This window comes from Pseudomonas sp. BYT-1 (assembly GCF_023611805.1).
In the GTDB taxonomy this organism is placed as follows: Bacteria; Pseudomonadota; Gammaproteobacteria; order Pseudomonadales; family Pseudomonadaceae; genus Aquipseudomonas; species Aquipseudomonas guariconensis.
Genome location: NZ_CP072559.1, coordinates 3,801,068 through 3,827,755, shown reverse-complemented (window position 1 = coordinate 3,827,755; position 26,688 = coordinate 3,801,068). Strand labels below are relative to the sequence as shown.

The 26,688-nt window shown below is 62.7% G+C and carries 25 protein-coding genes and 1 pseudogene; 17 read left to right on the top strand and 9 right to left on the bottom strand.

Annotated elements, in window-relative coordinates; genetic code table 11:
- Window positions 1–9: 9 nt before the first annotated feature.
- The 3 genes from J5X93_RS17810 (at window position 10) to J5X93_RS17800 (ending at window position 3,254) form a co-directional block, all read left to right on the top strand.
- Window positions 10–1,260, top strand: coding sequence for a lipoprotein-releasing ABC transporter permease subunit (locus J5X93_RS17810; protein ID WP_043212874.1), 1,251 nt, complete (start codon window positions 10–12; stop codon window positions 1,258–1,260).
- Window positions 1,253–1,948: a lipoprotein-releasing ABC transporter ATP-binding protein LolD gene (gene lolD, locus J5X93_RS17805; protein ID WP_043212877.1), complete on the top strand. Its 696-nt coding sequence runs from the start codon at window positions 1,253–1,255 to the stop codon at window positions 1,946–1,948. The genes J5X93_RS17810 and lolD overlap by 8 nt, the downstream gene beginning before the upstream one ends.
- A 61-nt stretch (window positions 1,949–2,009) precedes the next feature.
- Window positions 2,010–3,254 (top strand): lipoprotein-releasing ABC transporter permease subunit, encoded by a 1,245-nt coding sequence (locus tag J5X93_RS17800; protein WP_043212881.1) that lies wholly within the window; start codon window positions 2,010–2,012, stop codon window positions 3,252–3,254.
- A 24-nt stretch (window positions 3,255–3,278) separates the two neighbouring features.
- Here the strand turns inward: J5X93_RS17800 and J5X93_RS17795 are convergent, their stop codons facing one another.
- A complete protein-coding gene (locus J5X93_RS17795; RefSeq protein WP_043212884.1) occupies window positions 3,279–4,631 on the bottom strand; it encodes a heavy metal sensor histidine kinase in 1,353 nt (450 codons plus the stop codon).
- Window positions 4,628–5,308 carry a heavy metal response regulator transcription factor gene (locus J5X93_RS17790; protein WP_043212887.1) on the bottom strand — a complete coding sequence of 227 codons (681 nt, stop codon included), beginning with the start codon at window positions 5,306–5,308 and terminating at the stop codon, window positions 4,628–4,630. Before J5X93_RS17790 ends, J5X93_RS17795 begins: the two co-directional genes overlap by 4 nt.
- Before the next feature lie 199 nt (window positions 5,309–5,507).
- On the opposite strand from J5X93_RS17790, the gene J5X93_RS17785 reads away from it, so the two are divergent.
- Window positions 5,508–5,993 (top strand): cupredoxin domain-containing protein, encoded by a 486-nt coding sequence (locus J5X93_RS17785; protein ID WP_182942656.1) that lies wholly within the window; start codon window positions 5,508–5,510, stop codon window positions 5,991–5,993.
- Window positions 5,994–6,060: 67 nt separating this feature from the next.
- Window positions 6,061–6,891, top strand: a complete 831-nt coding sequence (queF, locus tag J5X93_RS17780) for an NADPH-dependent 7-cyano-7-deazaguanine reductase QueF (RefSeq protein ID WP_090343892.1) — start codon at window positions 6,061–6,063, stop codon at window positions 6,889–6,891.
- Between the two features lie 118 nt (window positions 6,892–7,009).
- Here the strand turns inward: queF and J5X93_RS17775 are convergent, their stop codons facing one another.
- Entirely contained in the window at window positions 7,010–7,273 is a 264-nt protein-coding gene (locus tag J5X93_RS17775) for a DUF4404 family protein (protein WP_043212894.1), read from the bottom strand.
- 123 nt (window positions 7,274–7,396) lie between these two features.
- Complete coding sequence (gene pcrP / locus J5X93_RS17770; protein WP_043212897.1) at window positions 7,397–7,960, bottom strand: HAD superfamily inactivated hydrolase PcrP; 564 nt, start codon at window positions 7,958–7,960, stop codon at window positions 7,397–7,399.
- Window positions 7,961–8,152: 192 nt separating this feature from the next.
- Here pcrP and J5X93_RS17765 point away from each other — a divergent pair, with 192 nt between their 5' ends.
- The gene (locus tag J5X93_RS17765; protein WP_043212899.1) at window positions 8,153–8,860 is read left to right on the top strand and encodes an MlaA family lipoprotein; all 708 of its coding nucleotides are present in this window, start codon (window positions 8,153–8,155) and stop codon (window positions 8,858–8,860) included.
- Window positions 8,861–8,914: 54 nt separating this feature from the next.
- Here the strand turns inward: J5X93_RS17765 and J5X93_RS17760 are convergent, their stop codons facing one another.
- Window positions 8,915–9,214 (bottom strand): PilZ domain-containing protein, encoded by a 300-nt coding sequence (locus J5X93_RS17760; RefSeq protein WP_043212901.1) that lies wholly within the window; start codon window positions 9,212–9,214, stop codon window positions 8,915–8,917.
- A 269-nt stretch (window positions 9,215–9,483) separates the two neighbouring features.
- Between J5X93_RS17760 and rssB the strand changes: the two genes are divergently transcribed.
- Window positions 9,484–10,668: a two-component system response regulator RssB gene (gene rssB / locus J5X93_RS17755; protein WP_043212903.1), complete on the top strand. Its 1,185-nt coding sequence runs from the start codon at window positions 9,484–9,486 to the stop codon at window positions 10,666–10,668.
- Window positions 10,665–11,147: an anti-sigma factor antagonist RssC gene (rssC, locus tag J5X93_RS17750; RefSeq protein ID WP_008099230.1), complete on the top strand. Its 483-nt coding sequence runs from the start codon at window positions 10,665–10,667 to the stop codon at window positions 11,145–11,147. Before rssB ends, rssC begins: the two co-directional genes overlap by 4 nt.
- Before the next feature lie 124 nt (window positions 11,148–11,271).
- On the opposite strand, the gene J5X93_RS17745 is transcribed toward rssC, so the two are convergent.
- From J5X93_RS17745 to dusA, 3 genes are all read right to left on the bottom strand, one after another.
- A complete protein-coding gene (locus J5X93_RS17745) occupies window positions 11,272–13,158 on the bottom strand; it encodes an alkaline phosphatase D family protein (protein WP_182942658.1) in 1,887 nt (628 codons plus the stop codon).
- A gap of 121 nt (window positions 13,159–13,279) precedes the next feature.
- Window positions 13,280–14,206: a transaldolase gene (gene tal / locus J5X93_RS17740; protein WP_043212907.1), complete on the bottom strand. Its 927-nt coding sequence runs from the start codon at window positions 14,204–14,206 to the stop codon at window positions 13,280–13,282.
- Between the two features lie 122 nt (window positions 14,207–14,328).
- On the bottom strand, window positions 14,329–15,339 hold the full coding sequence (gene dusA, locus J5X93_RS17735; protein WP_182942661.1) for a tRNA dihydrouridine(20/20a) synthase DusA: 1,011 nt from the start codon (window positions 15,337–15,339) through the stop codon (window positions 14,329–14,331).
- Window positions 15,340–15,406: 67 nt separating this feature from the next.
- Here dusA and J5X93_RS17730 point away from each other — a divergent pair.
- Window positions 15,407–15,601 (top strand): annotated as a pseudogene (locus tag J5X93_RS17730) (site-specific integrase); the annotation flags it as partial.
- A gap of 92 nt (window positions 15,602–15,693) precedes the next feature.
- On the opposite strand, the gene J5X93_RS17725 reads toward J5X93_RS17730, so the two are convergent.
- On the bottom strand, window positions 15,694–16,608 hold the full coding sequence (locus J5X93_RS17725) for a LysR family transcriptional regulator (RefSeq protein WP_043212912.1): 915 nt from the start codon (window positions 16,606–16,608) through the stop codon (window positions 15,694–15,696).
- 174 nt (window positions 16,609–16,782) lie between these two features.
- Here J5X93_RS17725 and J5X93_RS17720 point away from each other — a divergent pair, with 174 nt between their 5' ends.
- The 8 genes from J5X93_RS17720 to J5X93_RS17685 all read left to right on the top strand — a co-directional run bounded on the left by J5X93_RS17720 (window position 16,783) and on the right by J5X93_RS17685 (window position 26,583).
- A complete protein-coding gene (locus J5X93_RS17720) occupies window positions 16,783–17,751 on the top strand; it encodes an ABC transporter substrate-binding protein (RefSeq protein ID WP_043212914.1) in 969 nt (322 codons plus the stop codon).
- Window positions 17,752–17,826: 75 nt separating this feature from the next.
- Window positions 17,827–18,678, top strand: a complete 852-nt coding sequence (locus J5X93_RS17715; protein ID WP_070571041.1) for an ABC transporter permease — start codon at window positions 17,827–17,829, stop codon at window positions 18,676–18,678.
- Window positions 18,679–18,689: 11 nt separating this feature from the next.
- Complete coding sequence (locus J5X93_RS17710) at window positions 18,690–19,508, top strand: quaternary amine ABC transporter ATP-binding protein (RefSeq protein WP_371906654.1); 819 nt, start codon at window positions 18,690–18,692, stop codon at window positions 19,506–19,508.
- Window positions 19,509–19,520: 12 nt separating this feature from the next.
- Window positions 19,521–21,044: a histidine ammonia-lyase gene (gene hutH, locus J5X93_RS17705; protein WP_043212919.1), complete on the top strand. Its 1,524-nt coding sequence runs from the start codon at window positions 19,521–19,523 to the stop codon at window positions 21,042–21,044.
- Between the two features lie 409 nt (window positions 21,045–21,453).
- Window positions 21,454–21,936 (top strand): formate dehydrogenase subunit gamma, encoded by a 483-nt coding sequence (locus J5X93_RS17700; RefSeq protein ID WP_250033753.1) that lies wholly within the window; start codon window positions 21,454–21,456, stop codon window positions 21,934–21,936.
- On the top strand, window positions 21,930–23,489 hold the full coding sequence (locus J5X93_RS17695; RefSeq protein ID WP_043212921.1) for a formate dehydrogenase beta subunit: 1,560 nt from the start codon (window positions 21,930–21,932) through the stop codon (window positions 23,487–23,489). The genes J5X93_RS17700 and J5X93_RS17695 overlap by 7 nt, the downstream gene beginning before the upstream one ends.
- The gene (gene fdhF / locus J5X93_RS17690) at window positions 23,486–26,371 is read left to right on the top strand and encodes a formate dehydrogenase subunit alpha (RefSeq protein ID WP_182942663.1); all 2,886 of its coding nucleotides are present in this window, start codon (window positions 23,486–23,488) and stop codon (window positions 26,369–26,371) included. The genes J5X93_RS17695 and fdhF overlap by 4 nt, the downstream gene beginning before the upstream one ends.
- Window positions 26,368–26,583, top strand: a complete 216-nt coding sequence (locus tag J5X93_RS17685; RefSeq protein WP_070571044.1) for a formate dehydrogenase subunit delta — start codon at window positions 26,368–26,370, stop codon at window positions 26,581–26,583. The genes fdhF and J5X93_RS17685 overlap by 4 nt, the downstream gene beginning before the upstream one ends.
- Window positions 26,584–26,688 lie beyond the last annotated feature (105 nt).

Here is a 26,688-nt window from a genome sequence, read left to right as displayed (position 1 = left end):
AGCCCCGACATGTTCAGACCTCTTTTCGTATTCATTGGCACCCGCTACACCCGTGCCAAGCGTCGCAACCACTTCGTCTCGTTCATTTCGCTGACTTCGATGATCGGCCTCGCCCTTGGCGTGGTGGTGATGATCGTGGTGCTGTCGGTCATGAACGGCTTCGACCACGAGATGCGTACCCGCGTGCTGGGCATGATCCCCCATGCCACGCTCGAAACCGGCCAACCGCTGGACAACTGGTCGGGTCTTGCCCAACAAGTAAAGCAGAATCCACAGGTGCTGGCGGTCGCGCCCTTCACCCAAATGCAGGGGTTGCTGACTCATGACGGCAAGGTGCAGAAGGTGCTGCTCAACGGCATCGACCCTGCGCTGGAGCGGCAGGTATCCATCATCGAGAATTTCGTCCTGGAGGGCAGCCTCGACAAGCTGGCGCCGGGCGAATGGGGCATCATGATCGGTGACAAAGCCGCGGCCAAGCTGGGCGTGGGTATCGGCGACAAGCTGACCTTCGTCGCCCCGGAGGTCAGCGTGACCCCGGCGGGCATGTTCCCGCGCATGAAGCGCTTCACCGTGGTCGGCACCTTCCACGTTGGCGCCGGCGAAATCGACGGTTACCTGGGCCTGACCAACATCAGCGACCTCTCCCGCCTGCACCGCTGGAAGGCCGACCAGGTCCAGGGCCTGCGCCTGAAGTTCGACGACCTGTTCCAGGCCCCGCGTGTGGCCTGGGATATCGCCCAACGCCTGGGCGAGCAGGAGTTCTACACCCGCGACTGGACTCGCAGCCACGGCAACCTGTACCAGGCCATCCGTATGGAGAAGGCCATGATCGGCCTGTTGCTGCTGCTGATCGTGGCGGTGGCGGCATTCAACATCATTTCCACACTGGTGATGGTGGTCAACGACAAGCGTGGCGACATCGCCATCCTGCGTACCCTCGGCGCCACGCCGGGGCAGATCATGGCCATCTTCATGGTCCAGGGGACGGTGATCGGCGTGGTCGGCACGTTGATCGGTGCCGTCGTCGGCATCGTCGCCGCACTCAATGTCAGTGCGGTGATCGCCGGCATCGAGAAGCTGATCGGGCACAAATTCCTGAACGCGGATGTGTACTTCATCGATTACCTGCCGTCGCAGATCATGGCCGAGGACGTCTGGATGGTCTGCGGTGCGGCGTTGGTCCTGAGTTTCTTCGCCACCCTGTATCCGGCCTGGCGTGCGGCCCGCACCCAGCCAGCAGAGGCGCTACGTTATGAGTGAGTCGCGCATGAATAAAGCCGTACTGAGCTGCCGCAACCTGGGCAAGTCCTACGAGGAAGGGCCGGAGTCGGTGAAGGTGCTGTCCGGGTTGAACCTGGAGCTGCATGCAGGTGAGCGGGTGGCCATCGTCGGCAGCTCCGGCTCCGGCAAGAGTACCTTGCTGAATCTGCTTGGCGGCCTCGACACTCCCACCCAGGGCAGTGTCTGGCTCGCGGGCGAGGAGCTGTCTGCCCTTGGCGAGCGCGCCCGTGGCCTGCTACGCAACCGTGCGCTGGGCTTCGTCTACCAGTTCCACCACCTGCTGCCGGAGTTCACCGCCCTGGAGAACGCCTGCATGCCGCTGCTGATCGGACGCACGCCGATCCCCGAAGCGCGTGAGCGCGCCGAGGCCCTGCTCAAGCGGGTGGGCCTGGGTCATCGTCTGAACCACAAGCCGGCCGAACTTTCCGGTGGCGAGCGCCAGCGCGTGGCAATCGCCCGTGCCCTGGTCAACCGCCCGGGCCTGGTGATGCTCGACGAGCCCACCGGCAACCTCGATCACCACACCGCCCTTGGTATCCAGGAATTGATGCAGGAGCTGTCCAGCGCTTCGCAGACCGCGTTCCTGGTGGTCACCCACGACTTGAACCTGGCGCGTCAGATGGACCGCGTGCTGCACCTGGAAGACGGCCGTCTGGTGCCGATCTGAGTCGATTGCACGGCGCGGCACGGGCTGCGCCGTAACCTTTTTTCATTGGGTGTTCTCGTACATGTTCAGACCCTTGCCCTTGTTCATCGGTGCTCGCTACACCCGTGCCAAGCGCCGCAACCAATTCATCTCGTTCATCTCCATGACCTCGATGATCGGCCTGTCCTTGGGCGTGCTGGCGATGATCGTGGTGCTGTCGGTGATGAACGGTTTCCAGCGTGAGATGAGCTCGCGCATCCTGGGGCTGGTGCCACACGCCAGCATCCTGGGGGTGCAGCCGCTGAATGACTGGCGCAAGGTGGCCGATGCGGCGCTGAAGAATCCTGCCGTGGTCGCAGCTGCGCCCATCACGGAAATGGAAGGCATGTTGTCCTATAAGGGGGCGATGCAGCCGATCCAGGTCAGTGGCATCGACCCGGCCGAGGAGGGCAAGGTCTCCATCGTCGGTCAGCATATCGTTCAGGGGCGCCTGCAGGACCTGGTCCCCGGCGAGTATGGCGTGGTCATCGGTGAGCTCACCGCGCGGCGTTTTCGTCTCAATACCGGCGACAAGCTGACGCTTATCGTCCCTGAAATCAGCAAGGCCCCTGGCGGTATCACGCCGCGCATGCAGCGCCTGACCGTGGTCGGCATCTTCAAGGTGGGCGCCGAGCTCGACGGTTCCCAGGCTTACATCCATGTTGCCGATGCCGGCGACATGCAGCGCTGGGCGTCGGGTAGCGTGCAAGGGGTGCGCCTGAAACTGCAGGACCTGTACGCCGCACCCCAGGTATCCAAGGCAATTGCCGCAGGCCTGGGCGATGCCTATCGCGCCGATGACTGGTCCCACACACAAGGCAGCCTGTTCAGTGCTATGAAGATGGAAAAGACCATGATCGGCCTGTTGCTGATGATGATCATCGCGGTGGCCGCATTCAACATCATCGCCACCTTGGTGATGGTGGTGAACGACAAGGGTTCGGACATTGCCATCCTGCGCACCATCGGTGCGACGCCTGCGCAAATCATGGGGACCTTCATGGTCCAAGGCTCGCTGATCGGTATCGTCGGTACCTTGGTCGGTGGTGTGCTAGGCGTGATCGCGGCCCTCAATGTCAGCCAGATCGTGGGCTGGCTGGAGCGGATCAGCGGGCAGCACATCTTCACGTCCGACGTGTACTTCATCAGCAGCCTGCCCTCTGACCTGCAATGGGGAGATGTGGCGATCATCTGCACCGCGGGGCTGGTCATGAGCTTCCTGGCCACCCTTTATCCCGCGTATCGGGCTTCCCAGGTGGAGCCGGCGATGGCGCTGCGTTACGAGTGATCTGAAGGGGCCATGGCGGCCCCTTCACAACGTTTCGGGCAGCTCGATCACGAACCGCGTCCAACCCTGCGCGCACTCGGCGCGGATGCTTCCGCCATGGGCCTGGATGATCGAACGGGTAATCGCCAGACCCAATCCCGCATGTTCGCTGCTGCCTTCCCGTCGGGCGGGGTCTGCCCGATAGAAACGGTCGAAAAGCCTGGGCAGAACAGCCGGTTCAATTGCAGGACCGGTGTTGGCGACGACGATGTGAGCCCCGGGCTGCAGCGACACGCGGATCTCCCCACCTTGCGACGTGAAACGCAGGGCATTGTCCAGCAGATTGGACAATGCCCTGCGTAGCATATGTCGGTCGCCCTCCAGCCGCGCCTCGCCTTCGCGCACCAGGCGCACCTCGGCGTCCTCGGCCAGCGGCGCGTAGTATTCCAGCAAGGCATCCAGCTCCACCGCCAGGTCCAACGCCTCGCGGTTGGGCATCAGCAGGCCGTGATCGGCCTTGGCCAGGTAGAGCATGTCATTGACCAGCTGGGCCATCCATTGCAGTTCCTCCAAATTGCCGTGCAACGCCTCGCGATACTCGTCGAGGCTGCGTGGACGGGTAAGGGTGACCTGGGTGTGGGTCAGCAGGTTGGACAGCGGTGTGCGCAGCTCATGGGCGATGTCGGCGGAAAACGCCGACAGGCGCTGAAAGGCATCATCCAGGCGTTGCAACATGGCATTGACGGTGGTGGCCAGCTCGGCCAGCTCCTCCGGCATTTGGGCCACGGGCAATCGGGTGGTCAGGGAACGGGCATTGACCCTGGCAGCCACTTCGCCCATTTGGCGCAAGGGCCGCAGCCCGCGCCGAGCAGCCCAGGCGCCGAGCAGGGCCGTGGCCAAAGCCGAGAGGCCGACGGTCAGCCAGATCAGACGCTGCATGCCTTGCAGGAAGTGTTGGTGGTGGGTGATGTCCAGCAAGAGGGTCAATTGGGCCGAGTCTGGGCTGCCTTCGTCCAGTTGGATGCACAGGCTGCGGTAGTCAACGCCATCGGCATGCAGGGTGGTAAGCCCGGTGTGGCTGGGGGTATCTGGCAAGTCGTTGCGGCTGTCGAACCACAGCGCGCCATCCGCACCGCGGATGCGCAAGGCCAGATCGGCCTGGTGGCTCAGTTCGTTGCGAAGGGCGGGCAAGCGCGACGCCAGGTCGGCAGGGCGGGTGACGCCTTCGAGCAAGGTGCGCATCAAGGACAGCCGGCCATTGAGCAGTTGCTGGTCCAGTTCGATGAAGTGCCGTTCGCTGGCGCGGCTGAACAGCAGGCCGGCGGTCAGCGAGACGGCCGCCGTGCAGACGGCGAACAGCAGGGCCAGACGCCCGCCTAGGGACACGCGCGGCATCAGTCGTGGCGCTCCTCGAGTACGTAGCCCATGCCGCGCACGGTATGGATCAGCTTGTTGTCATGGTGATCGTCGATCTTCAGGCGCAGGCGGCGGATCGCCACCTCGATGACATTGGTGTCGCTGTCGAAATTCATGTCCCAGACTTGCGAGGCGATCAGCGATTTGGGCAGTACCTCGCCCTGGCGGCGCAACAGCAGTTCGAGCAGGGCGAACTCCTTGGCGGTCAGGTCGATACGTTGGCCGGCGCGTTCGGCGCGGCGGCGGATCAGGTCCAGGCGCAGGTCGGCCAGACCCAGTTGCGTATCCTGGCTGGAATTGGCGCCCCGGCGAAGCAGCGTGCGCACCCTGGCCAGCAGCTCGGAGAAGGCGAAGGGTTTGACCAGATAGTCGTCCGCGCCCAGCTCCAGACCATGGACCCGGTCTTCCACGGCATCGCGGGCGGTGAGGAACAGTACTGGAGTTTCCAGGCCAGCCTGGCGTACTGCCTGGAGGATCTGCCAGCCGTTGCGCCCCGGGAGCATGACATCGAGAATCAGCAGGTCATGATCGCCAGTCAAGGCCAGGTGCTGGCCGGTGTCGCCATCACAGGCGAGTTCGGTGGCAAAGCCGGCTTCGCTGAGCCCTTGGCGCAGGTATTGGCCGGTCTTGACCTGGTCTTCGACGATCAGCAGTTTCATGTCCTGTCCATAATTCGAAAAGTACGCACCTGCCTCGGTGGGGCGGGGAAGCCCGCGTTCGCAGGAGGTGACGGCTGAAATGATACGTGACTCCGGCAAGCGGCAACCAAGCTGACAAAGTTGTAATCCGACTGTCAGCTAAGCGCCAGCGGAGCCTTATAGAGTGAGTCTCATCCTGCTGCATCTGTTTGGAGACTTCATGAAGCACCTGTTCATCGCCGCCGCCCTGGCCCTGGTCAGCCTGCCCATATTGGCAAGCGAAGCAAAAACCTTCGCGTTCGGCGAACCAGCCCCGGCATCCAAGGCCACTCGCACCGTGGAAGTCATACTCAAGGACATCGCCTTCGAGCCGGCAGGCCTGGAGGTCAAGGCAGGCGAAACTGTGCGCTTCATCCTGACCAACCAGGGCAAACTGCCCCACGAGTTCAACCTGGGCGACGCGGCCATGCATGCCGCGCATCAGCAACAGATGCTGGCCATGGCCGGCATGAGCATGAACCATGAAGGCATGGACCACGGCGCGATGGGCGGGCATGGTCATGATGGCGGCAACACAGTGTTGGTGCAGCCTGGCCAGCATGCCGAACTGACCTGGACCTTCCGCAAGTCTGCGCCTATCGAGTTCGCCTGCAACGTGCCGGGCCATTACCAGGCCGGCATGGTCGGGAAACTGACCATCGAGTGACTTCGACCCCAAGGCGGGATGCAAAACCGGTAGAATGAGGGCCATCACGAGTCTTCAGGTCAGGTCCATGCATCCCGCCGCCGAACATTCCCCGCTGGGCAAGTCCAGCGAGTACATCGCCACCTACACCCCTTCGTTGCTGTTCCCCATTCCGCGCGCGGCCAAATGGGCCGAGTTGGGCGTGACCGCCCAAACCCTGCCGTGGCAGGGCGTGGACTACTGGAACTGTTTCGAGCTGTCCTGGTTGCTGCCTTCGGGCAAGCCGGTGGTGGCCATCGGTGAGTTCGCCATTCCGGCCGATTCGCCCAACATCATCGAATCCAAGTCGTTCAAGCTTTACCTCAACTCCTTGAACCAGACTGTCTTCGCCTCCACCCGCGAACTGCAGGCTTGCCTGGAGAAAGACCTGTCCGCCGCCGCGGGCAAGTCTGTCACTGTTCGGGTTCGTACCTTGGCGGATGTCGAGGCCCAGGGCGTGGTAGCGCTGCCAGGCCATTGCATCGATGATCTGGATGTAAGCATCAGCAACTACGAGCAGCCCCGACCTGAACTGCTGCAATGCGACCCGCAGCGCGTGGTCGAGGAGGCAGTGCACAGCCATTTGCTCAAGTCCAACTGCCCGGTCACCGGGCAACCGGACTGGGGAAGTGTCGTGGTGGCGTACAAAGGCCTGGCGCTGGATCATGCGAGTCTGTTGAGCTACCTGGTGAGCTTCCGCCAGCATTCGGACTTCCATGAGCAGTGCGTCGAACGCATTTATCTGGATCTCTTGCGCCTGCTCAAACCGGAGCACCTGACCGTGTATGCGCGCTATGTGCGTCGTGGTGGCCTGGACATCAACCCTTACCGCAGCACCGGGGCGATCAGCCCAGACAATCAGCGGCTCGTTCGTCAGTAAGTTTGGCGTCGTCCGCGGCGGGCTCTGTTCGCGACACAAGGCCGCTCCTACAGCACGATGTCCGTAGGAGCGGCCTTGTGTCGTGAGAGGGCTGCGCAGCAGCCCCGGATGAGCAGGGTCAGATACCCATGCTGTGGAGATAGTTGGCAATATTGCGCAGTGTGGCGGTCAGGTCGGGGTGGTCGACCTCGAAGCGTTCAATGGCGAGGTTCACACCGTCAACCAGGTTGTTGTCGGGGGTGGCTTCCTCAAGCTTGAGTTGCGCCTCTATCTGCCTCGCTTCCTCGTGCAGACTGGCCAGTTCTTCGTCCGACAGCGGTACATTCCGATCCAGTTGCTCGCGCAGGCTATTGAGTCGCTCTTGCAGTTCGCGGGCGGGCATTGGGTGTTCTCCCTCTATGGCTTGGCAAGGCATGGACCTTCGCGGTGGTGCAAAGGTTCTGGCCTGTTTCCAAGCGTAATCCACCTGCAGGCGCTTTGCATGATCGGTGTCAACGACCCTGTATCAGGGCTTTTCGCCCTTGCGCCGGCGCAGGGCGATGTCCGCCAGGCATGTATCCAGTGCTTCCAGATGGTCGATCACCGAGTGTACGCCGAGTCCGAACAGCTCCAGGGTGGCCTTGCCGCGGGCCAGTTCGCGCGCCTGCTCGGTCATGGCTTGCCACTGGCTGGAGCCGACCTCGCATGATGGGCTGCTGTTGGCCAGGCCTACCGTCCATAGCCCCGCGTTGAGGGCCGATTGCAGCAGGCGCGGCTCCCCGCTGACCAGCACACAGCCGTCCAGGCGGGTGCTGCGCAGGGTCATCAACGCCTGCCAACAGGCGTTCGGCGCGGGCCAGGGGCAATCATTGAGCGCTTGCCCGGGCAGCCAGTCCGGCAACACGTTGGCCAAGCGTTTGCCCTGGCTGGCGCCCAGTTCATCGAGCCACATGCACGGTACCTGGCGTTCACGCAGGACCGACAGGATGTCCAAGGCCCCAGGGGCGGGGTGGGGAGTGCCGTTGACCGCCTGGACCAGGCAGCCACGCAGTCCGAAGAGTACGGCGGTGAAGGCAGATGCAGCTTCCATGGCAGCGTCCCTCAAATACTCCGCAGGCTAGCGGGCGCTTGTTACCGGTGGATGACATCGCAACGGTTGTTCACATAATCTTGATTAAAAATGTGTAAAGCTGCTTATCAGCCGATGAGCCTTTATACTGGCGTCTTAATTTCGCAGCGCACTCATGTGCCTGCTGCCGTCAAATCCGATGGAGAAACATCTATGCGTAGGATCGGTGCCGGAGTGATCGAGCGATTCACCCAGGCCTGTGTCTGCGCCAGCCTGCTGCTGGCGCCCGTGGCAGCCACCCAGGCGGCCACCGAGGAAGATCCCTGGGAATCGGTCAACCGACCGATCTTCAAGTTCAACGATACCCTCGACACCTATGCCCTCAAGCCATTGGCCAAGGGTTATCAGGCCGTCACCCCGCAGTTCCTCGAAGATGGTATCCACAATATCTTCCGCAATCTGGGCGATGTCACCAACCTGGTCAATGATGTGCTGCAGCTCAAGCCCCATGCCGCGGGCGTCGACACAGCGCGCCTGATCGTCAACACCACGTTCGGCCTGGGCGGCTTCTTCGACGTCGGTACCAAGATGGGGCTGCAGCGCAACGACGAAGACTTCGGCCAGACCCTTGGCTATTGGGGCTTGGGCAGCGGTCCTTATGTGGTCATTCCATTCCTCGGTCCAAGCACCGTGCGCGATGGCTTGGCCAAATACCCGGACACCTACACCGAACCCTACCGCTATATCGACCACGTGCCGACCCGCAACTCGATCTTCGCCCTGGACGTGATCGACACCCGGGCCAACCTGTTGTCGGCAGAAAAACTGATCACTGGCGACAAGTACGTGTTCATCCGCAACGCTTACCTGCAGAACCGTGAGTTCAAGGTCAAGGATGGGGAAGTCGAAGACGACTTCTGATTCGTGCGGGTATGTAAAAAGGCGACCTTCGGGTCGCCTTTTTTCGTCTTTGCTTCAATGCAGGGCCAGGATGCGCAAACCGAACTTCTGCTCGCCGCCGGGTTGATCGGCGATCCACACTACCTCGGTGCTGGCTTCCAGGCCCTTGAGGGCAGGGTGGTCGGATTCGATCCGTGCCTGCACTTTGTCACCGACCTCGAAATGTTGCTCGGCCTGTACCTGCATGCCGCCACTGGAGAGGTCGAGGCAGACGGCCGAGATCACCTGGCCCGCATGCAGGAGGGTGACGCCGGCATCGATACGCATGCGAATGAAGTCGCGTTTCTCGCTGTGGTTGGTGGGGGTCTGAGGCATGCTGCATCCTTCCCATTGGGTTGCACGGATCGGCTTTCTTATAACTCTCGGTGATTTGCCCTGTAAAGTGCGGGGAACTCGACCGTCGCATGGCTTGAAACGCTTGGCGGATGGGAGTACCGTCTGCGCCTTACAAGGCACCTCTGCCAGTTGCCGGGCCAGTTTTCTTGTCCTACAACTCAAGTAGAGAGTCACCACATAGTATCCCTGTAGCCCCCGTCTGCCTTGCTGACGTCGCTACGCCAACCAATCCGGCGCCGTTCGCCCACATGCAGAAAACCAGTGCAACGCTGCTGATCATCGATGACGACGACGTGGTCCGTGCCAGCCTCGCCGCCTATCTGGAAGACAGTGGCTTCAGCGTCCTCCAGGCCGGCAATGGCCAGCAGGGGCTCCAGGTCTTCGAAGAACACCAGCCCGACCTCGTGATCTGCGATCTGCGCATGCCGCAGATGGGTGGCCTCGAACTGATCCGTCGGATCAGCGAGCGGGCGCCGCAGTTGCCGGTGATCGTGGTCTCCGGAGCCGGTGTCATGAACGATGCGGTCGAGGCCTTGCGCCTGGGAGCCGCCGACTACCTGATAAAGCCTCTGGAAGACCTGGCCGTGCTCGAACACTCGGTTCGCCGCGCACTTGACCGTTCGCGCCTGGTGCTGGAAAACCAGCGCTACCGCGACAAGCTCGAGGCCGCCAACCGTGAGCTGGAAGCCAGCCTGCACCTGCTCCAGGAGGACCAGAACGCCGGTCGCCAGGTGCAGATGAACATGCTGCCGGAAAGCCCGTGGACAGCGGGCGATTTGTCGTTCGAGCACCAGATCATTCCGTCGCTGTACCTGTCGGGTGATTTTGCGGATTACTTCCGGGTCGATGAGCGACGTATCGCCTTCTACCTGGCCGATGTCTCCGGTCACGGCGCGTCCTCGGCGTTCGTCACCGTGCTGCTGAAGTTCATGACCACCCGCTTGCTGTTCGAATTCAAGCGCAGCGGCAAGATGCGCGAATTCAAGCCTTCCGAGGTGCTCAGCCACATCAACCGTGGGCTGATCAACTGCAAGCTGGGCAAGCACGTGACCATGGTGGGTGGGGTGATCGACGAGGAAACCGGGTTGATGACCTACAGTGTTGGCGGCCATCTGCCGCTGCCGGTGCTTTACACCCCGGGACAGGCTCGTTACCTGGAAGGCCGTGGCCTGCCGGTGGGGTTGTTCGAAGAGGCCAGTTACCAGGACCAGGTGCTGGAGCTGCCGTCGCGCTTCAGTCTGACCCTGATGTCCGATGGCATTCTGGACCTTTTGCCAGGGGATACACTCAAAGATAAGGAAGCGACCTTGCCGGAAATCGTCAAGGACGCGGGGGGCAGCCTGGACGGGCTGCGCCAACGATTTGGATTGGCTACGCTTGGGGAGATGCCGGATGATATCGCCCTATTGGTGTTGAGCAGGAACCTTGAATGAGTACCGGTAGAATCCAGTTCGCCGAGCAGAGCGGGACCTTTGTTCTGAAGTTCGTCGGTGAAGTGCGCCTGACCCTGTGTTCGGCGCTGGATGCAACGATCGAAAAGATCTTCACCGCGCTGAACTTCTCGGCCATCGTCATCGATCTGACCGAAACCGAGAGCATCGACAGCACCACGCTTGGCCTGCTGGCCAAACTGTCGATCCTGTCCCGGCAGAAGGTCGGCCTGTTGCCGACCGTGGTCACCACCAACCCGGACATCTCTCGGTTGCTGCAGTCCATGGGCTTCGATCAAGTGTTCAACATCGTCGATCGTCCGGTGCCGTGCCCGGAGTGCCTGACCGACCTGCCATCCCAGGACCAGAACGAAGATGTCGTGCGTTCCAAGGTGCTGGAGGCGCACAAGATCCTCATGGGGCTGAACGATTCCAACCGTGAGGCCTTCCACGATCTGGTCAGCGCTTTGGAGCGCACCTGATTCTTATCCTGTGTCGATCCCTTGGCGGGTGAACCCGTTCCCCTATCCTTCACAAGCTTTGCGGCTCGCGGTATTCCAGTGGGAGCGGGTTTACCCGTGAAGCGCCCAGCGCAGGCCGCCGCTGTCATTTGCGCTGCGTAAATTCCGTAGCTTCGTTCCCCGCGGCGCTCAGCTGGAACACCCGCGTCGGTCGCCCCTGCTCATCGAACCACACCTGCCCCAACCCTGCGCCATTCCACAGTCGCTCACCCGCCTGGCTGCGGCTGGGCGTGCGCGGCACCACTTCCATCTGTCGGCGCTTGGTGAACCAGTTGAGTGGCGAACGCGGGGCATAGAGCCAGCGGTTAAGGCGGTCCAATACGTCCAGTAGGCGCTTGGGAAACTGGTTCTTGATGCCGCTGCTGGTGATCTGCCACAAGTGCGGGCTGCGCTGACGGTGGCGGATCAACACCTCATAGACGAACGAATAGTGCACGTCGCCCGACAGGACTACATAGTGCCCTGGGGTACGCGAATGGCTGAAGATGTTGAGAATCACCTGTGCCGCGCCCCGATGGGCCATCCAGTTTTCCGCATCCACCAACAACGGGTAGCCCAGCCAGCTGAACACGCGCTGGACCGTTTCGATCAGCTTGACCCCGAAGATCGGTGCCGGCGACACGATGATCGCCGAAGGATGATCCAGCAGTGCCTGCTGCAGTTCGCACAAGGCTTCCCAGTCGAGCAGGCCTGAAGGCTTTTTCAGGCTGCTCTCGCTGCGCCAGCGACGGGTGCGGGTGTCCAGCACCAGCAGTGGTGGCTCGGTAGCCAGGCTGAATTGCCAGCCCTGAAAGCGCAGCAACTGGTCGATCAGCGTGTCCTGGGCCTGGGCGTCCAGGCGTTGTTGCAGGCTGCGTTCGCCCAGGGCCTTGCACGGCTCGATCAGCGCCCGGCAGCTGTCCGGATCGTTGCCCCAGCCCTGGCATAGCAGGTAACCGAGCAGCGCATTGCCGATGATCCGACGCGAGAAGGGATGCCCATAGGCGGTCTCTTCCCATTGCGCCGACAGGTTCCAGTCGTCGGTGATGTCGTGGTCATCGAAGATCATCAGGCAGGGCAGGTGTGCCATCACCCGTGCGACCCGATCGAGGTGGGCGGCGAACGCTTCGATCTGTGGCAATTCCTGCCGGTAGCGCGCCTGGCGCTTGTCGGTCAGGCCCTCGGGCATGTCCAGGCGTACCAGCGCCCAGGGCACGGGGGACCAAACCAGCAGGTACATGGCCATGACCTCGGCGAAGGTCACCAGATGATTGTCGGCGTTGCTGCTGGAGAAGATCGGTTTGCGCTTGCCGCCGAAGAAGCGCTCGCGCAGGGTTTCGTTGCCCTGCTGGGCGGGTAGCAGGTCCGCGCGGTGGTAATAGCTGGCAGGGTGACGATACAGCGCAGCGCTGTCGGCGACCAAAGCACCTTCCAGGGTCTCGCCGAACAGGCCCAGGCGTTCGATCAGCGTGTGGATGGCGCGCAGCATGGGCCCGGCGACATCATCGGCATAGACCTGGTCACCGCTCATCAGCAGCAGCGCCGGGCGCTCCTCGGGTAGCTGGCACTGCTGCAGGAGCCGGTCCGCGCACAGCAAGCCGTCCGCAGCCGGGTAGTGAGGTTTGCGGCAGGAACCATGGAGCAACTGCTCGAGGCGCTCGCGCAGCACGAAGCTTGGGCGTTGGCTGCCGGGGTAGAGCAGGTGAGGAGCCCAGTCGGCGATCCCCTGGCCATCCTCGAGCAACAGGTCATAGGGGATGGCGGCGTTGCACGGCAGCGGCTGGTCGAAGTGGATATCCAGCAGGTGAACGAAGGCCTGCGTGCCGATGGGGATCACCTCGCAGGTTAGGTTTGCCGTGAGAGATGGCGCATCGAGAACGAACGTGGGGCGAAGCGGCTGCGTTGCGACCAGCCAGATTGCCAGGCGTTGAGGCTCCAGCCGGCGCAGGACGGGGCCTGCAAGGACAAGGGGAAGTGCGGTGTTAGGTGGCATCGATTGGTTTTCAGTCGTGTGTGCCCAGGCGCTTGCGGGCAAGGCAGTTTGAAGGTGCCGCAAATGAAAACGGGCGGAAAATGCTCGGCATCTCCCGCCCGTAGGGCAACCAAAATGTGTATCAGGCTTTTTCAGCCATCAACGCTTCCAGCTTCTCCTGATCACGGGCGAACTGACGGATGCCTTCGGCCAGTTTCTCGGTGCCCATGGCGTCTTCGTTCATCGCCCAGCGGAACTGGCTTTCGCTCAGATGCTGTTTGGCCTCGCCGGCGTTGCCTGGCTTGAGGATTCGCGGTAGTTGGCCTTGGTCATCGCTCAGTTGCTGCAGCAATTCGGGGCTGATGGTCAGGCGGTCGCAGCCGGCCAGTTGCTCGATCTGGCCGATGTTGCGGAAGCTTGCGCCCATCACCACCGTGTCGTAGCCGTTGGCCTTGTAGTAGTTGTAGATCCGCGTCACCGACTGCACGCCTGGGTCTTCGGCGCCGACATACTCCTTGCCGGTGCTTTTCTTGTACCAGTCGTAGATGCGGCCCACGAACGGCGAAATCAGGAACACCCCGGCATCGGCGCAGGCCTGGGCCTGGGCGAAGGAGAACAACAGGGTCAGGTTGGTCTGGATGCCTTCTTTTTCCAGCTTCTCGGCGGCGCGGATACCCTCCCAGGTGGAGGCCAGCTTGATCAGCACGCGATCACGCGGCACGCCAGCCTGCTCGTACAGGCCGATCAGTTGGCGTGCCTTGGCCAGCAGCGCGGGTTCGTCGAACGACAGGCGGGCGTCGACCTCGGTGGAGATACGCCCAGGAATGACCTTGAGGATGCCCGCGCCCACGGCCACGGCAAACTTGTCGCAGGCCAGGTCCACATTGCCCTTGGCATCGCTCTTGACTTGCTTGAGCAGGTCCGCGTAACCCGGGATCGCCGCGGCCTTGAGCAGCAGCGATGGGTTGGTGGTGGCGTCGACTGGCTTGAGGCGGGTGATGGCGTCCAGGTCCCCGGTGTCGGCGACCACGGTGGTGAACTGCTTGAGTTGTTCCAGCTTGGAGGTCATGGGCGTGCTCTGTCCTGTGCAATGACTCGACATTACCCGAGCCCCGACGGCCACTCAAGGGCCGGCGGGGCAGGTCGGGCGAGAGAATGAAGGTTCGAGTCGAAAGCGCGCCGGGGGTTCCCTCAGCGGCCTTGCAGCAGCTCGGCGGCCTTTTCGAAGATCGCCAGGGGCTCCGGGGCTTTGTGGATGTCCGCCGACAGCAGTTGGCGGAAGCGTCGGGCGCCAGGGAAACCCTGGCCCAGGCCGAGGATATGGCGGGTGATGTGATGCATGGCGCCGCCGCTTTGCAGATGCGCGACGATGTACGGGCGCAGCTTCTCCAGCGCCTCGCTGCGGCTGACCATCGGGGCGGTGCTGCCGAACAGCTGCTGGTCCACTTCGGCCAGCAGGTAGGGGTTGTGGTAGGCCTCGCGGCCCAGCATCACGCCGTCGAAGGTCTGCAGGTGCGCATGGCATTCTTCCAACGTCTTGATACCGCCATTGAGCACCAGCTCCAGATCCGGAAAATCGGCCTTCAGTCGCGCAGCAACGTCATAGCGCAGCGGCGGAATTTCGCGGTTCTCCTTGGGCGACAGGCCTTCGAGGATGGCGATACGCGCATGCACGGTGAAGCTGCGGCAACCCGCGTCACGCACCTGACCCACGAAATCGCACAGTTCGGCGTAGCTGTCACGGCCATTGATGCCGATGCGGTGCTTGACCGTGACCGGAATAGCCACCGCATCGCGCATGGCCTTGACGCAATCGGCCACCAACGCCGGATGCCCCATCAGGCAGGCGCCGATCATGTTGTTCTGCACCCGGTCGCTCGGGCAGCCGACGTTGAGGTTGACCTCATCGTAGCCGGCATCCTCGGCCAGCCGCGCGCACGCCGCCAGCTCCGCCGGCACACTGCCGCCCAGCTGCAAGGCCAGCGGATGCTCTGTGTCGTCATGGCGCAGGAAGCGATGGGCATCGTTGTGCAGCAGCGCACCGGTGGTGACCATTTCGGTGTAGAGCAGGGCGTGCTTGGAGAGCAGGCGCAGGAAGAACCGGCAATGGCGATCGGTCCAATCCATCATCGGTGCAACGCTAAATCGCCGAGAGGGCTCAGGGCGTGTGGTTTGTGGTGTTAAGGCTGTTTCTAAGGGCATTCTGGTCTACGCATTTTTGTACCATCTTCCGGGGTTTTGAAGGCGTTTTGGGTGTGACAGTAGTGGGATGTACCACTGCCAAACGCGCTTGTACCACCGAAAATAGGGCAACGATCAGAGCAAGGAAAAAGGCCGATGGTACGGTGAGCGATACCGTCCAGATCCGCCTCGAGAAAAAACGGTCCTAGTCTACCAAGAAGCCCAGACGTTCGCCCGCAAGCAGGCAGCGCAGGCTTGGGTGAAGCGACGGAAGACCGGGTTGGTGGAGTGGTTGTCTCTGAGGTGTCTCTGCAGGTGCCGGTGGACGCGAGCAGTGGTAGGCCATCGACCAATCAGGGCTTGCCCACCCGTTGTTCATTCGGATGCAAACGACGGTCTTTCCGCGAACCAGGCCACCGCCAACTCCTTGAATGCCTCAGCCGAAGGCGTCAGCGGATAGCGCTGATCATGCGCCAGCACGATGCTATGCGTTGGCAGTTTTTCCTCGGTCGGCCGACATACCAGCGCTTGACCGTCATAACTGCGGTCACCAAACGGCCGGGTGTAGATCAGCGCAACGCCAAACCCATTTGCGACGAGGCTACGCTGCAACTCGAACGTGCGCACCCGGTGCACGACCGCGGGTGACAGATCGTAAAAGCTGAACAGGTCTAGCACATGCTGCCAACTTTGGGCCTGATCGGTGACGACCAAGGTGTATTCGGAGAGCGCCTTGAGACTGACACGCGACTGTTTGGCCAGTGGGTGATCGGCCGAGAGCAGTACCTGAGCGGTCAACTGACACAGTTGAGTGCATTGAGTGTTCGGCGGTAAACCCAGGTCGTAGGTGATCGCCAACTCTATCGCCCCCTCAGCCAGCCGCTTGCCAACATAATCGAAGCTGCCATCGCGCATATCGACAGTGACCCTTGGGCAGGACTCCTGCATCCGTCGCACGATTTGTGGCAGGCAGTAGGGCGCCAGGTCTTCAAAGCATCCCACCACCAATTCCCCGACGCACTCGCCTGCATTGGTATTGATCTCGGCAAAGGTCTGAGCTTCTGCCAGAACGCGACGGGCCTGGACCATGACGGTACGACCAAAAGGGGTCAGCGATATGCCAAGGCCACGTTGGCGTATGAAGATGGATTGACCCAGGACCTCCTCCAGTTCGGTGATGGCCGCCGAGATGGAGGGTTGTGAAACATGAAGTTCCATGGCGGCAGTGGTCAGGTTTCCGTGCTTGGCCGCTGCGAGCGCATAGCGAAGTTGCCGCAGTGTGAACTTCATAGGTTTTACCTTTGTGATGCATCAGTACTTATTATTTTATCCTTTTTTTAGGTTATGAAATATTTCGCCCACGCAGTGCTCACCAAGGCAAGGGTCCTCAGCCAGTCTGGCGTCCCTCTTTGGGCCGGATGCCCTCGACTACTGCAATCAATGTTCTTGTTTGGGAGCGTCACAATGACAATTACAAAGGCTCTGCTGACTACGACACTTTCTTTCGGGCTGCTGGCGTCCGCTGGCGTCAGCCAGGCGGCCGGCTGGTGCGAGTCTGGCAAGCCGGTGAAATTCGCCGGTTTGAACTGGGAAAGCGGGATGCTGCTCACCGACGTGATGCAGTTCGTGCTGAAAAATGGTTATGGCTGTGATACCGACAGCCTGCCGGGTAATTCCATTTCCATGGAAAACGCCTTGAGCAGCAACGATATCCAGGTGTTTGCTGAAGAGTGGGTAGGGCGCAGCGAGGTCTGGAACAAGGCTGCGGCGGCCGGCAAGGTCGTCGGCATCGGCTCGCCGGTGGTTGGTGCGGTCGAAGGCTGGTATGTGCCGCGTTATGTGATCGAAGGCGATGCCGGGCGCAATCTCGAAGCCAAGGCGCCAAACCTCAAGAGCATCGCCGATCTGAAGCAATACGCTCAAGTCTTCAAGGACCCGGAAGAGCCGGACAAAGGGCGCTTCTACAATTGCCCGGCTGGTTGGACCTGTGAGCTGGACAACAGCGAAATGCTCAAGCGCTATGGTCTGGAAAACGCCTATACCAACTTCCGCCCGGGCACCGGCCCGGCACTGGATGCCGCCGTTCTGTCGAGCTACAAGCGCGGCGAGCCGATCCTGTTCTATTACTGGTCGCCGACCCCGCTGATGGGCCAGGCCGACCTGGTCAAGCTGGACGAGCAACCCGGTGTGGATAAATCCGTGACCATCAAGGTTGGGGTGTCGAAGGCCTTCCACGAGCAGGCGCCGGAACTGGTGGCGGTGCTCGAAAAGATCAATCTGCCGATCGACCTGCTGAACCAGAACCTGGCGCGCATGAGTAAGGACCGTATCGAGTCGCCCGAGCTGGCCAGGTTGTTCCTCAAGGAACACCCCGAAATCTGGCACAGCTGGGTCAGCGAAGACGCTGCCAAAAAGGTAGGCGCAGCACTCTGAGCCTGTGGGGTCGTCCGGCTCCTGCCGGACAGGCCACGCGACGGTCCGCTTCATGCACTTGCTCGAGACAATTCCATGTTTCCGAAAAACTTCACGTTTTCCATTGCCGACTGGGTCAATGGCTGGGTCGATGCGCTGGTAAGCAACTACGGTGACGTGTTCCGGCACATTTCCGACACTCTGTTGTGGGCCATCGTCAACCTCGAAGGCCTGCTACGCGCAACTCCTTGGTGGCTGGTCCTGGCCATCGTCGCGGGCATCGCCTGGCACTCCACCCGTAAAGTCGTGACCACGGTGGTGATCGTCGGCTTGCTGTTCCTGGTCGGTGCGGTGGGCCTGTGGGACAAGCTGATGCAGACCTTGGCGCTGATGCTGGTGGCCACGCTGATCTCGGTCCTGGTCGGTATTCCGCTGGGTGTCCTTTCGGCGCGTAACGATCGGCTGCGGGCGGTGCTGATGCCATTGCTCGACATCATGCAGACCATGCCCAGCTTCGTGTACCTGATTCCGGTCCTGATGCTGTTCGGCCTGGGCAAGGTGCCGGCGATCTTTGCCACCGTCATCTATGCCGCTCCGCCGCTCATTCGCCTGACCGATCTAGGCATTCGCCAGGTGGACGGCGAGGTCATGGAGGCGATCAATGCCTTTGGTGCCAATCGCCTGCAGCAACTGTTCGGCGTGCAGTTGCCACTGGCATTGCCGAGCATCATGGCCGGGATCAACCAGACCACCATGATGGCCCTGTCGATGGTGGTCATCGCCTCGATGATCGGTGCTCGTGGCTTGGGTGAAGATGTGCTGGTCGGCATCCAGACCCTGAACGTGGGCCGCGGCCTCGAAGCGGGCCTGGCCATCGTGATTCTGGCGGTCGTGATCGACCGTATTACCCAGGCCTATGGCCGGCCACGGCATGGGGTGGGCAAATGAGCGACAAGCCGATGATGAACAAGATCGAAGTCAAGCATGTCTTCAAGGTTTTCGGTGCTCGCGCCGAAGATGCCCTGCAAATGATCCGCCAGAAAAAAGCCAAGGATCAGGTGCTGGCCCAAACCGGCTGCGTGGTCGGGGTCAACGATCTCTCGCTGTCCATCGGCAGCGGCGAGATCTTCGTGATCATGGGGCTGTCGGGTTCGGGCAAGTCGACCCTGGTGCGTCATTTCAACCGCCTGATCGAGCCGACCAGCGGCGAGATCCTGGTCGATGGCGAGAACATCCTGCAATACGACATGCAAGCCCTGCGCGAATTCCGCCGGCACAAGATCAGCATGGTGTTCCAGAGCTTCGGCTTGTTGCCGCACCGCACCGTGCTGGACAACGTCGCGTATGGCCTGAAAGTCCGTGGTGAGAGCAAGGCCATGTGCGCTGAGCGAGCGCTGCACTGGATCAACACCGTGGGCCTCAAGGGCTACGAAAAATCGTACCCGCATCAGTTGTCGGGTGGCATGCGTCAACGCGTCGGCCTGGCCCGAGCCTTGGCCGCCGATACCGACATCATCCTCATGGACGAAGCCTTCAGTGCGCTCGATCCGCTGATTCGCGCCGAAATGCAGGACCAGTTGCTTGAGCTGCAGAAAACCCTGCACAAGACCATCGTCTTCATCACGCACGATCTGGATGAAGCGGTGCGTATCGGCAACCGCATTGCCATTCTCAAGGACGGTCGCCTGATCCAGGTCGGCACACCGAAGGAAATTCTCTACCAGCCTGCGGACGAATACGTCGATCGTTTCGTGCAACGCCGCGTAGCTTCGCTTTAAGGAACCGCGTGTATGTCGATTGCCGAAAGAATCATCATCGCCGAAGCGCCTATGCGCTGGCAGGATGTGGTAGCCGTGGCGCGGCATGGGGCGAAGCTTGAGCTGGCCCCATCGGCCTGGGCGCGGATCGAGAACGCCCAGGCGATCGTCCAGCGCATCGTTGCCAGCGGTGAGCGCGCCTATGGCGTCAATACCGGGCTTGGCGCCCTGTGCAATGTGTCGTTGCAGGACGAACAACTCAGCCAGCTGTCGCGCAACACCTTGCTCAGCCATGCCTGCGGCGTGGGTACGGCGCTGTCGGACGAACAGACCCGGGCGATCATGTGCGCGGCGATCATCAATTTCTGCCAGGGCCGTTCCGGCTTGCAGCGCAAGGTGGTCGAGGCGCTGCTGACGCTGCTCAACGAGCACATCACCCCGCAGGTGCCGAAACAGGGTTCGGTGGGCTACCTGACCCACATGGCCCATATCAGTATCAGCTTGTTGGGCGTCGGCCAGGTCAGCTACCGTGGCCAGATCGTGCCGGCGCAGCAAGCCTTGGCCGAGGTCGGCCTGTCACCGCTGAAACTGGGAGCCAAGGATGGTCTGTGCTTGGTCAACGGCACCCCGTGCATGACCGGCCTGGCCTGCCTGTCCCTGGACGACGCCACGCGCTTGAGCCAATGGGCCGATGTCATCGGCGCCATGAGCTTCGAGGCCCTGCGTGGCCAGTTCGATGCCTTCGACCCTGAAATCATCGCGATGAAACCGCACCCGGGCATGCAGCGTGTGGGCAGCAACTTGCGCCGCCTGCTGGACGGCAGCGAGATCATTGCCAGCAGCCGTGGCATTCGCACCCAGGATGCCTTGAGCATTCGCTCGATTCCGCAGGTGCATGGCGCCGCGCGCGATCAGTTGGCACACGCGGCGCGGCAGATCGAGACCGAACTCAACTCCTCTACCGACAACCCGATGTTGCTGGGTACACCCGAGTCGTACCGGGTGGTTTCCCAGGCCAACCCGCACGGCCAGTCCGTGGCCATGGCGGCCGACTTGCTGGCCATCGCGGTGGCCGAGATCGGGGCCATTGCCGAGCGTCGTCTCGATCGCCTGATCAACCCGTTGGTAAGCGGTTTGCCGGCTTTTCTGGTCAGCCAACCGGGTGTGAATTCGGGCATGATGATTGTTCAGTACGTGGCCGCTTCACTCTGTGCGGAAAACCGTCAGCTGGCACAACCGGCAGTCATCGACAACTACGTCACCTCCGGGCTGCAGGAGGACCACTTGAGCATGGGCACCAATGCCGGGTTGAAGCTGCACCGGGCTCTGGAGAACTGTACGCAGATCCTCGCCATCGAATACCTGTTGGCGGCCCAAGCGTTCGAGTTCCTCAAGCAGCAACGCTTTGGCGCCGGTACCCACATTGCCTGGCGGTTGTTGCGCGAACGGGTCCCGGCCTATGCCCAGGACCGTTGGCTGGCCCCGGATATCGCCAGCAGTGCATCGATCCTGAAGGATCCGGTCCTGCTTGGCGCTGCGTTCCCCGACCTGTTGTGACAGATGTAAGCGCCTGACGCTCCCATGGCTTCGAATCGTGCAGGTCACATGCCGATGCAATGTCGGCAAAGTGCCAGCTGAGAGAGCGTTGGGCGTGACAATCGTTCTTCTGCTTGGCGGCGTTGTGCTTTGGCTTTGGAAAACCAAGGCGCCGCAAGACGCCAGGCAGATTCGATCGCAGAGGTACCATCCCCGCGTCGGTTTCAGAATGAGCCCTGTCGCTTGGGCGCAACCTTCCAGCGCCAGGGGTGCCATGCTTGCAGGATGCCTACGGACCCACTGCGCGCAGACGCAGGGCCTAGGTACGGAGGGCGCCCGGTGACCATGTGACCGTGACATGGACGGTGCGCCGCAGCAGAAGACGCCGGACGCTTGCCCTGCAGCGGTCCGTGATGCCGAGGTCCGCTGTATGCCTGAAGAGACGCTTCACCTGCCATTGATCCAGCGCGTGCTGGAGCGCTACAAGGACACCGCCGGTGCCTTGCTGCCGGTCCTCCATGCCATCCAGGAAGACGTAGGCTACGTGCCTGACGTCGCCGTCCCTGAAATCGCCCATGCCCTGAACCTCAGCCTGGCTGAGGTGCGCGGGGTGATCAGCTTCTATCACGATTTCCGTACTTCGCCCCCGGCGCGCCATACCTTGCGCCTGTGCCGGGCCGAGTCCTGCCAGAGCCGGGGCGCCGAGGCGCTGGCCGCGCAATTGCGTGAGCAGTTGGCGCTGGACGATCACGGCACCACCGCCGATGGCGCCATCAGTCTGCAGCCGGTGTATTGCCTGGGTGCGTGCGCCTGTTCGCCAGCCCTGGAACTGGACGGGCAACTGCACGCGCGCCTGACCCCTGAGCGCCTGAGCGCCTTGGTCAACGGCTGCCGGGAGGAAGAAGCATGCTGAAGCTATTCGTTCCGTGCGATTCGGTCGCCCGCGCGGTAGGCGCCGACCAGGTCGCCGACGCACTGGCCCGCGAGGCCGAGCGCCGACAGCTGCCGGTGGACATTCAACGCACCAGCTCTCGCGGCCTCTATTGGCTGGAGCCGCTGGTCGAAGTGGAACAAGCCGGCGAGCGCCTGGGCTTTGGCCCGGTTGCCGCCGAAGATGTGCCGAGCCTGCTGGATGCCTTGGTGAGCGAGCCGGCGGGCCATTCGTTGGCCCTTGGGCCGGTGGCCGAGATCCCGTATCTGAAAACCCAGCAGCGCCTGCTGTTCGCCCGTGCCGGTATCACCCGGCCCTTGTCGCTCGAGGACTACCGCGCCCACGGGGGCTTCGAAGGCCTGACCCGGGCCGTGGCGCTCGATGGCGCGGACGTGGTCGCGGCGGTGCTCGACTCTGGCCTGCGTGGCCGGGGTGGTGCGGCATTCCCGGCAGGTATCAAGTGGCGCACCGTACGTGACGCGCAGGCTGCGCAGAAGTACGTGGTCTGCAATGCCGACGAAGGTGACTCCGGCACGTTCGCCGACCGCATGCTGATGGAAGGCGACCCCTTCCTGCTGATCGAGGGCATGGCCATTGCCGGCCTGGCCGTCGGCGCTACCAAGGGCTACATCTATGTGCGTTCGGAGTATCCGGATGCGATCCGTGCACTGAATGCCGCTTTCGACATCGCCCGCGCGGCAGGCTACCTGGGCGATGACGTCGCCGGCAGCGGCCTGGCCTTCGACCTGGAAGTGCGGGTCGGCGCCGGCGCCTATATCTGCGGCGAGGAAACCGCGCTGCTCGAGTCCATCGAGGGCAAGCGGGGGATCGTGCGGGCCAAGCCACCGTTGCCAGCCCTCGAAGGCCTGTTCGGCCTGCCAACCTTGGTGCACAACGTGCTCACCCTGGCCTCGGTGCCGGTGATCCTGGCTAAGGGTTCGGCGTTCTATCGCGACTTTGGCATGGGCCGCTCGCTGGGCACCATGCCGTTCCAACTGGCTGGCAACATTCGCCACGGTGGGCTGGTGGAGCGTGCCTTCGGTCTTACCCTGCGTGAGTTGGTGGAAGGCTACGGTGGCGGCACGGCCAGTGGCCGGCCGCTCAAGGCCGCACAGGTGGGCGGGCCGTTGGGCGCCTGGGTGCCGCCCAGTGGCTTCGACACGCCGCTGGACTACGAGGCCTTCGCTGCCATGGGCGCGATGCTGGGTCATGGCGGTGTGGTGGTAGCTGACGACACGCTGAACATGGCCAGCATGGCCCGCTTTGCCTTGCAGTTCTGCGCCGAGGAATCCTGCGGCAAATGCACCCCTTGCCGGATCGGCTCGACCCGCGGCATGGAAGTGGTGGATCGGCTGATCGCCAGCACCGACATGGCCGAGCGTGAAGACCAGGCGCTATTGCTGCGCGACCTGTGCGACACCCTGCAGTACGGCTCGCTCTGCGCCATGGGCGGGATGACCTCGTATCCGGTGGCCAGTGCCCTCAAGTATTTCCCTGCTGACTTCGGTCTGACCACCACGGAGGCCGCCCAGTGATCAATTTCTTCGACCCCACCAACGACCTCGACTTGGGAACCCCCGCGCGCGAAAGCGACGTGCAGGTCAGCCTGGTCATCGATGGCCGTGAGATCAGCGTGCCTGCCGGCACCTCGGTGATGCGCGCCGCGGCCTTGCTTGGCACCACCATTCCCAAACTGTGCGCCACCGACAGCCTGGAAGCCTTCGGCTCCTGCCGCATGTGCATGGTCGAAATCGAGGGCATGCGCGGCTACCCGGCTTCGTGCACGACGCCGGTGAGCGAAGGCATGGTGGTGCGGACCCAGACCTCGCGCCTGGCCGATCTGCGGCGCAATGTCATGGAGCTGTACATCTCCGACCACCCGCTGGACTGCCTGACCTGTTCGGCCAACGGCAACTGCGAATTGCAGACGGTCGCGGGCCAGGTCGGCCTGCGCGAGGTGCGCTACGGCTACGACGGTGCCAACCACCTGAAGGAGAAGAAGGACGTCTCCAACCCGTACTTCGACTACGAGCCGAGCAAGTGCATCGTCTGCAGCCGCTGCGTGCGCGCCTGCGAAGATATCCAGGGCACCTTCGCCCTGACCATCACCGGTCGTGGTTTCGAGTCCCGCGTGGCGGCGGCCGGTGGTGACGACTTCCTGAGCTCCGAGTGCGTATCCTGCGGCGCCTGTGTGCAGGCCTGCCCGACCGCGACCCTGAGCGAGAAGAGCCTGATCCAGCTGGGCCAGCCCGAGCGCGCGGTGATCACCACCTGCGCCTACTGCGGCGTGGGCTGTTCGTTCCGCGCCGAGATGAAGGGCGACCAACTGGTGCGCATGGTCCCGGACAAGAACGGCGGCGCCAACCACGGCCACGCCTGCGTCAAGGGCCGCTTCGCCTGGGGCTATGCGACCCACCCGGATCGCGTCACCAAGCCGATGATCCGCAAGCACATCAACGACCCGTGGCAAGAGGTCAGCTGGGATGAGGCGGTCAACTATGCCGCCAGCGAGTTCCGGCGTATCCAGCTCAAGCATGGACGTGACTCCATCGGCGGCATCACCTCCAGCCGTTGCACCAACGAAGAAGCGTACCTGGTGCAGAAGCTGGTACGCGCCGCTTTCGGCAACAACAACGTCGATACCTGCGCGCGGGTGTGCCATTCGCCGACCGGCTATGGCCTCAAGCAGACCCTGGGCGAATCCGCCGGTACCCAGAGCTTCGACTCGGTGATGCAGGCCGATGTGATCCTGGTGATCGGCGCCAACCCCACCGACGCCCACCCGGTGTTCGGCTCTCAGCTCAAGCGCCGGCTGCGCCAGGGCGCGCGGCTGATCGTCATCGACCCACGGCGCATCGACCTGGTGGATTCGCCCCACGCCCGCGCCGAGTTGCACCTGCAACTGCGTCCGGGTACCAACGTGGCCATGCTCAATGCCCTGGCCCATGTGATCGTCACTGAAGGCTTGGTGGACCAGCCGTTCGTCGATGCTCGCTGCGAGGCGCAAGACTTCGCCCGCTGGCGTGATTTCGTCAGCCTGCCGGAAAACGCCCCGGAGACGCTTGGCCTGGTGTGCGGCGTGCCTGCCGAGCAGATCCGCGAAGCCGCCCGCTTGTACGCCACCGGCGGCAACGCGGCGATCTACTACGGCCTGGGGGTCACCGAGCACAGCCAGGGCAGTACCGCGGTGATGGGCATCGCCAACCTGGCCATGGCCACCGGCAACGTCGGCCGTGAAGGCGTGGGCGTGAACCCGCTGCGGGGACAGAACAACGTGCAGGGCTCCTGCGACATGGGCTCGTTCCCTCACGAGCTGCCGGGCTACCGGCACATCTCCAACGAAACCGTGCGCGCCGAGTTCGAACAGGCCTGGGGCGTGACCCTGCAGCCTGATCCGGGCCTGCGCATTCCCAACATGTTCGAGGCGGCCCTCGATGGCAGCTTCAAGGCGCTCTACTGCCAGGGCGAAGACATCGCCCAGAGCGACCCCAACACCCAGCACGTCACCGCGGCCTTGATGGCCATGGAGTGCGTGGTGGTGCAGGACATCTTCCTCAACGAGACGGCCAAGTTCGCCCACGTGTTCCTGCCGGGCAGCTCCTTCCTGGAGAAGGACGGCACCTTCACCAACGCCGAGCGCCGCATCTCGCGGGTGCGCAAGGTCATGGACCCGCTGGCCGGCAAGGCCGACTGGGAAGCCACCGTCGCCCTGGCCAACGCCCTGGGCTATCGGATGGACTACCGTCATCCGTCCGAGATCATGGACGAAATCGCGCGCCTGACGCCGACTTTCCACCGGGTCAGCTATGCCGAGATCGACCGCCATGGCAGCTTGCAATGGCCGTGCAACGACGCAGCGCCCGACGGCACCCCGACCATGCACATCGACCAGTTCGTGCGTGGCAAGGGGCGCTTCATGCTCACCGGCTACGTGCCTACCGACGAGAAGGTCAACAGCCGCTTCCCGCTGCTGCTGACCACTGGCCGTATCCTCAGCCAATACAACGTCGGCGCCCAGACCCGACGTACCGGCAACGTCGCCTGGCACGCCGAAGACCGCCTGGAGATCCACCCCAACGACGCCGAGGCTCGTGGTATCAGCGATGGCGATTGGGTGGGCGTGGGCAGCCGGGCAGGGCAGACCGTACTGCGCGCCAAGGTCAGTTCCCGCGTAGCACCGGGGGTGGTGTACACCACCTTCCACTTCCCCGAATCCGGCGCCAACGTGATCACCACCGACAACTCCGACTGGGCCACCAATTGCCCTGAGTACAAAGTGACGGCGGTAGAGGTGGTCAAGGTGTTCCAGCCCTCGGAATGGCAGAAGCGTTACCAGGCGTTCAGTGACGAGCAACAGCGCCTGCTCAAGGAGCGTCGCCAGGCCGAGAAATCCGAGAAAGCCGAGGTGCGTCGATGAGCGGTCATGACAGCCTGGTCAAGATGGCCAACCAGATTGCCCAGTACTTTGCCAGCGAGCCTGACCGGGCGCTGGCAGTGCAGGGCGTGAGGCAGCATTTGCAAAGCTTCTGGACGCCGGCGATGCGTCGGCAGTTGGGGGAGCGACTGCAGGCTGATGGCGGGGAGGGGGTGGATCCGTTGGTGAAGGAGGCGCTGCAGCAGGCGGCGTGAGGCCGTAGACCAGCAGGGCTGCTTTGCAGTCCGATCGCGGGGCAAGCCGGTGCGCAGGTTAGGCGCTTCGACGTGTCCCGCGATTGGCGCCTGGCAAACATGAAA

Coding starts and splice junctions, on each gene's coding strand:
- J5X93_RS17810 (WP_043212874.1), top strand. CDS start 10: ATGTTCAGACCTCTTTTCGTATTCATTGGCACCCGCTACACCCGTGCC.
- lolD (WP_043212877.1), top strand. CDS start 1,253: ATGAGTGAGTCGCGCATGAATAAAGCCGTACTGAGCTGCCGCAACCTG.
- J5X93_RS17800 (WP_043212881.1), top strand. CDS start 2,010: ATGTTCAGACCCTTGCCCTTGTTCATCGGTGCTCGCTACACCCGTGCC.
- J5X93_RS17790 (WP_043212887.1), bottom strand. CDS start 5,308: ATGAAACTGCTGATCGTCGAAGACCAGGTCAAGACCGGCCAATACCTG.
- J5X93_RS17785 (WP_182942656.1), top strand. CDS start 5,508: ATGAAGCACCTGTTCATCGCCGCCGCCCTGGCCCTGGTCAGCCTGCCC.
- queF (WP_090343892.1), top strand. CDS start 6,061: ATGCATCCCGCCGCCGAACATTCCCCGCTGGGCAAGTCCAGCGAGTAC.
- J5X93_RS17775 (WP_043212894.1), bottom strand. CDS start 7,273: ATGCCCGCCCGCGAACTGCAAGAGCGACTCAATAGCCTGCGCGAGCAA.
- pcrP (WP_043212897.1), bottom strand. CDS start 7,960: ATGGAAGCTGCATCTGCCTTCACCGCCGTACTCTTCGGACTGCGTGGC.
- J5X93_RS17765 (WP_043212899.1), top strand. CDS start 8,153: ATGCGTAGGATCGGTGCCGGAGTGATCGAGCGATTCACCCAGGCCTGT.
- J5X93_RS17760 (WP_043212901.1), bottom strand. CDS start 9,214: ATGCCTCAGACCCCCACCAACCACAGCGAGAAACGCGACTTCATTCGC.
- rssB (WP_043212903.1), top strand. CDS start 9,484: ATGCAGAAAACCAGTGCAACGCTGCTGATCATCGATGACGACGACGTG.
- rssC (WP_008099230.1), top strand. CDS start 10,665: ATGAGTACCGGTAGAATCCAGTTCGCCGAGCAGAGCGGGACCTTTGTT.
- J5X93_RS17745 (WP_182942658.1), bottom strand. CDS start 13,158: ATGCCACCTAACACCGCACTTCCCCTTGTCCTTGCAGGCCCCGTCCTG.
- tal (WP_043212907.1), bottom strand. CDS start 14,206: ATGACCTCCAAGCTGGAACAACTCAAGCAGTTCACCACCGTGGTCGCC.
- dusA (WP_182942661.1), bottom strand. CDS start 15,339: ATGCCCTTAGAAACAGCCTTAACACCACAAACCACACGCCCTGAGCCC.
- J5X93_RS17725 (WP_043212912.1), bottom strand. CDS start 16,608: ATGAAGTTCACACTGCGGCAACTTCGCTATGCGCTCGCAGCGGCCAAG.
- J5X93_RS17720 (WP_043212914.1), top strand. CDS start 16,783: ATGACAATTACAAAGGCTCTGCTGACTACGACACTTTCTTTCGGGCTG.
- J5X93_RS17715 (WP_070571041.1), top strand. CDS start 17,827: ATGTTTCCGAAAAACTTCACGTTTTCCATTGCCGACTGGGTCAATGGC.
- J5X93_RS17710 (WP_371906654.1), top strand. CDS start 18,690: ATGATGAACAAGATCGAAGTCAAGCATGTCTTCAAGGTTTTCGGTGCT.
- hutH (WP_043212919.1), top strand. CDS start 19,521: ATGTCGATTGCCGAAAGAATCATCATCGCCGAAGCGCCTATGCGCTGG.
- J5X93_RS17700 (WP_250033753.1), top strand. CDS start 21,454: ATGCCTGAAGAGACGCTTCACCTGCCATTGATCCAGCGCGTGCTGGAG.
- J5X93_RS17695 (WP_043212921.1), top strand. CDS start 21,930: ATGCTGAAGCTATTCGTTCCGTGCGATTCGGTCGCCCGCGCGGTAGGC.
- J5X93_RS17685 (WP_070571044.1), top strand. CDS start 26,368: ATGAGCGGTCATGACAGCCTGGTCAAGATGGCCAACCAGATTGCCCAG.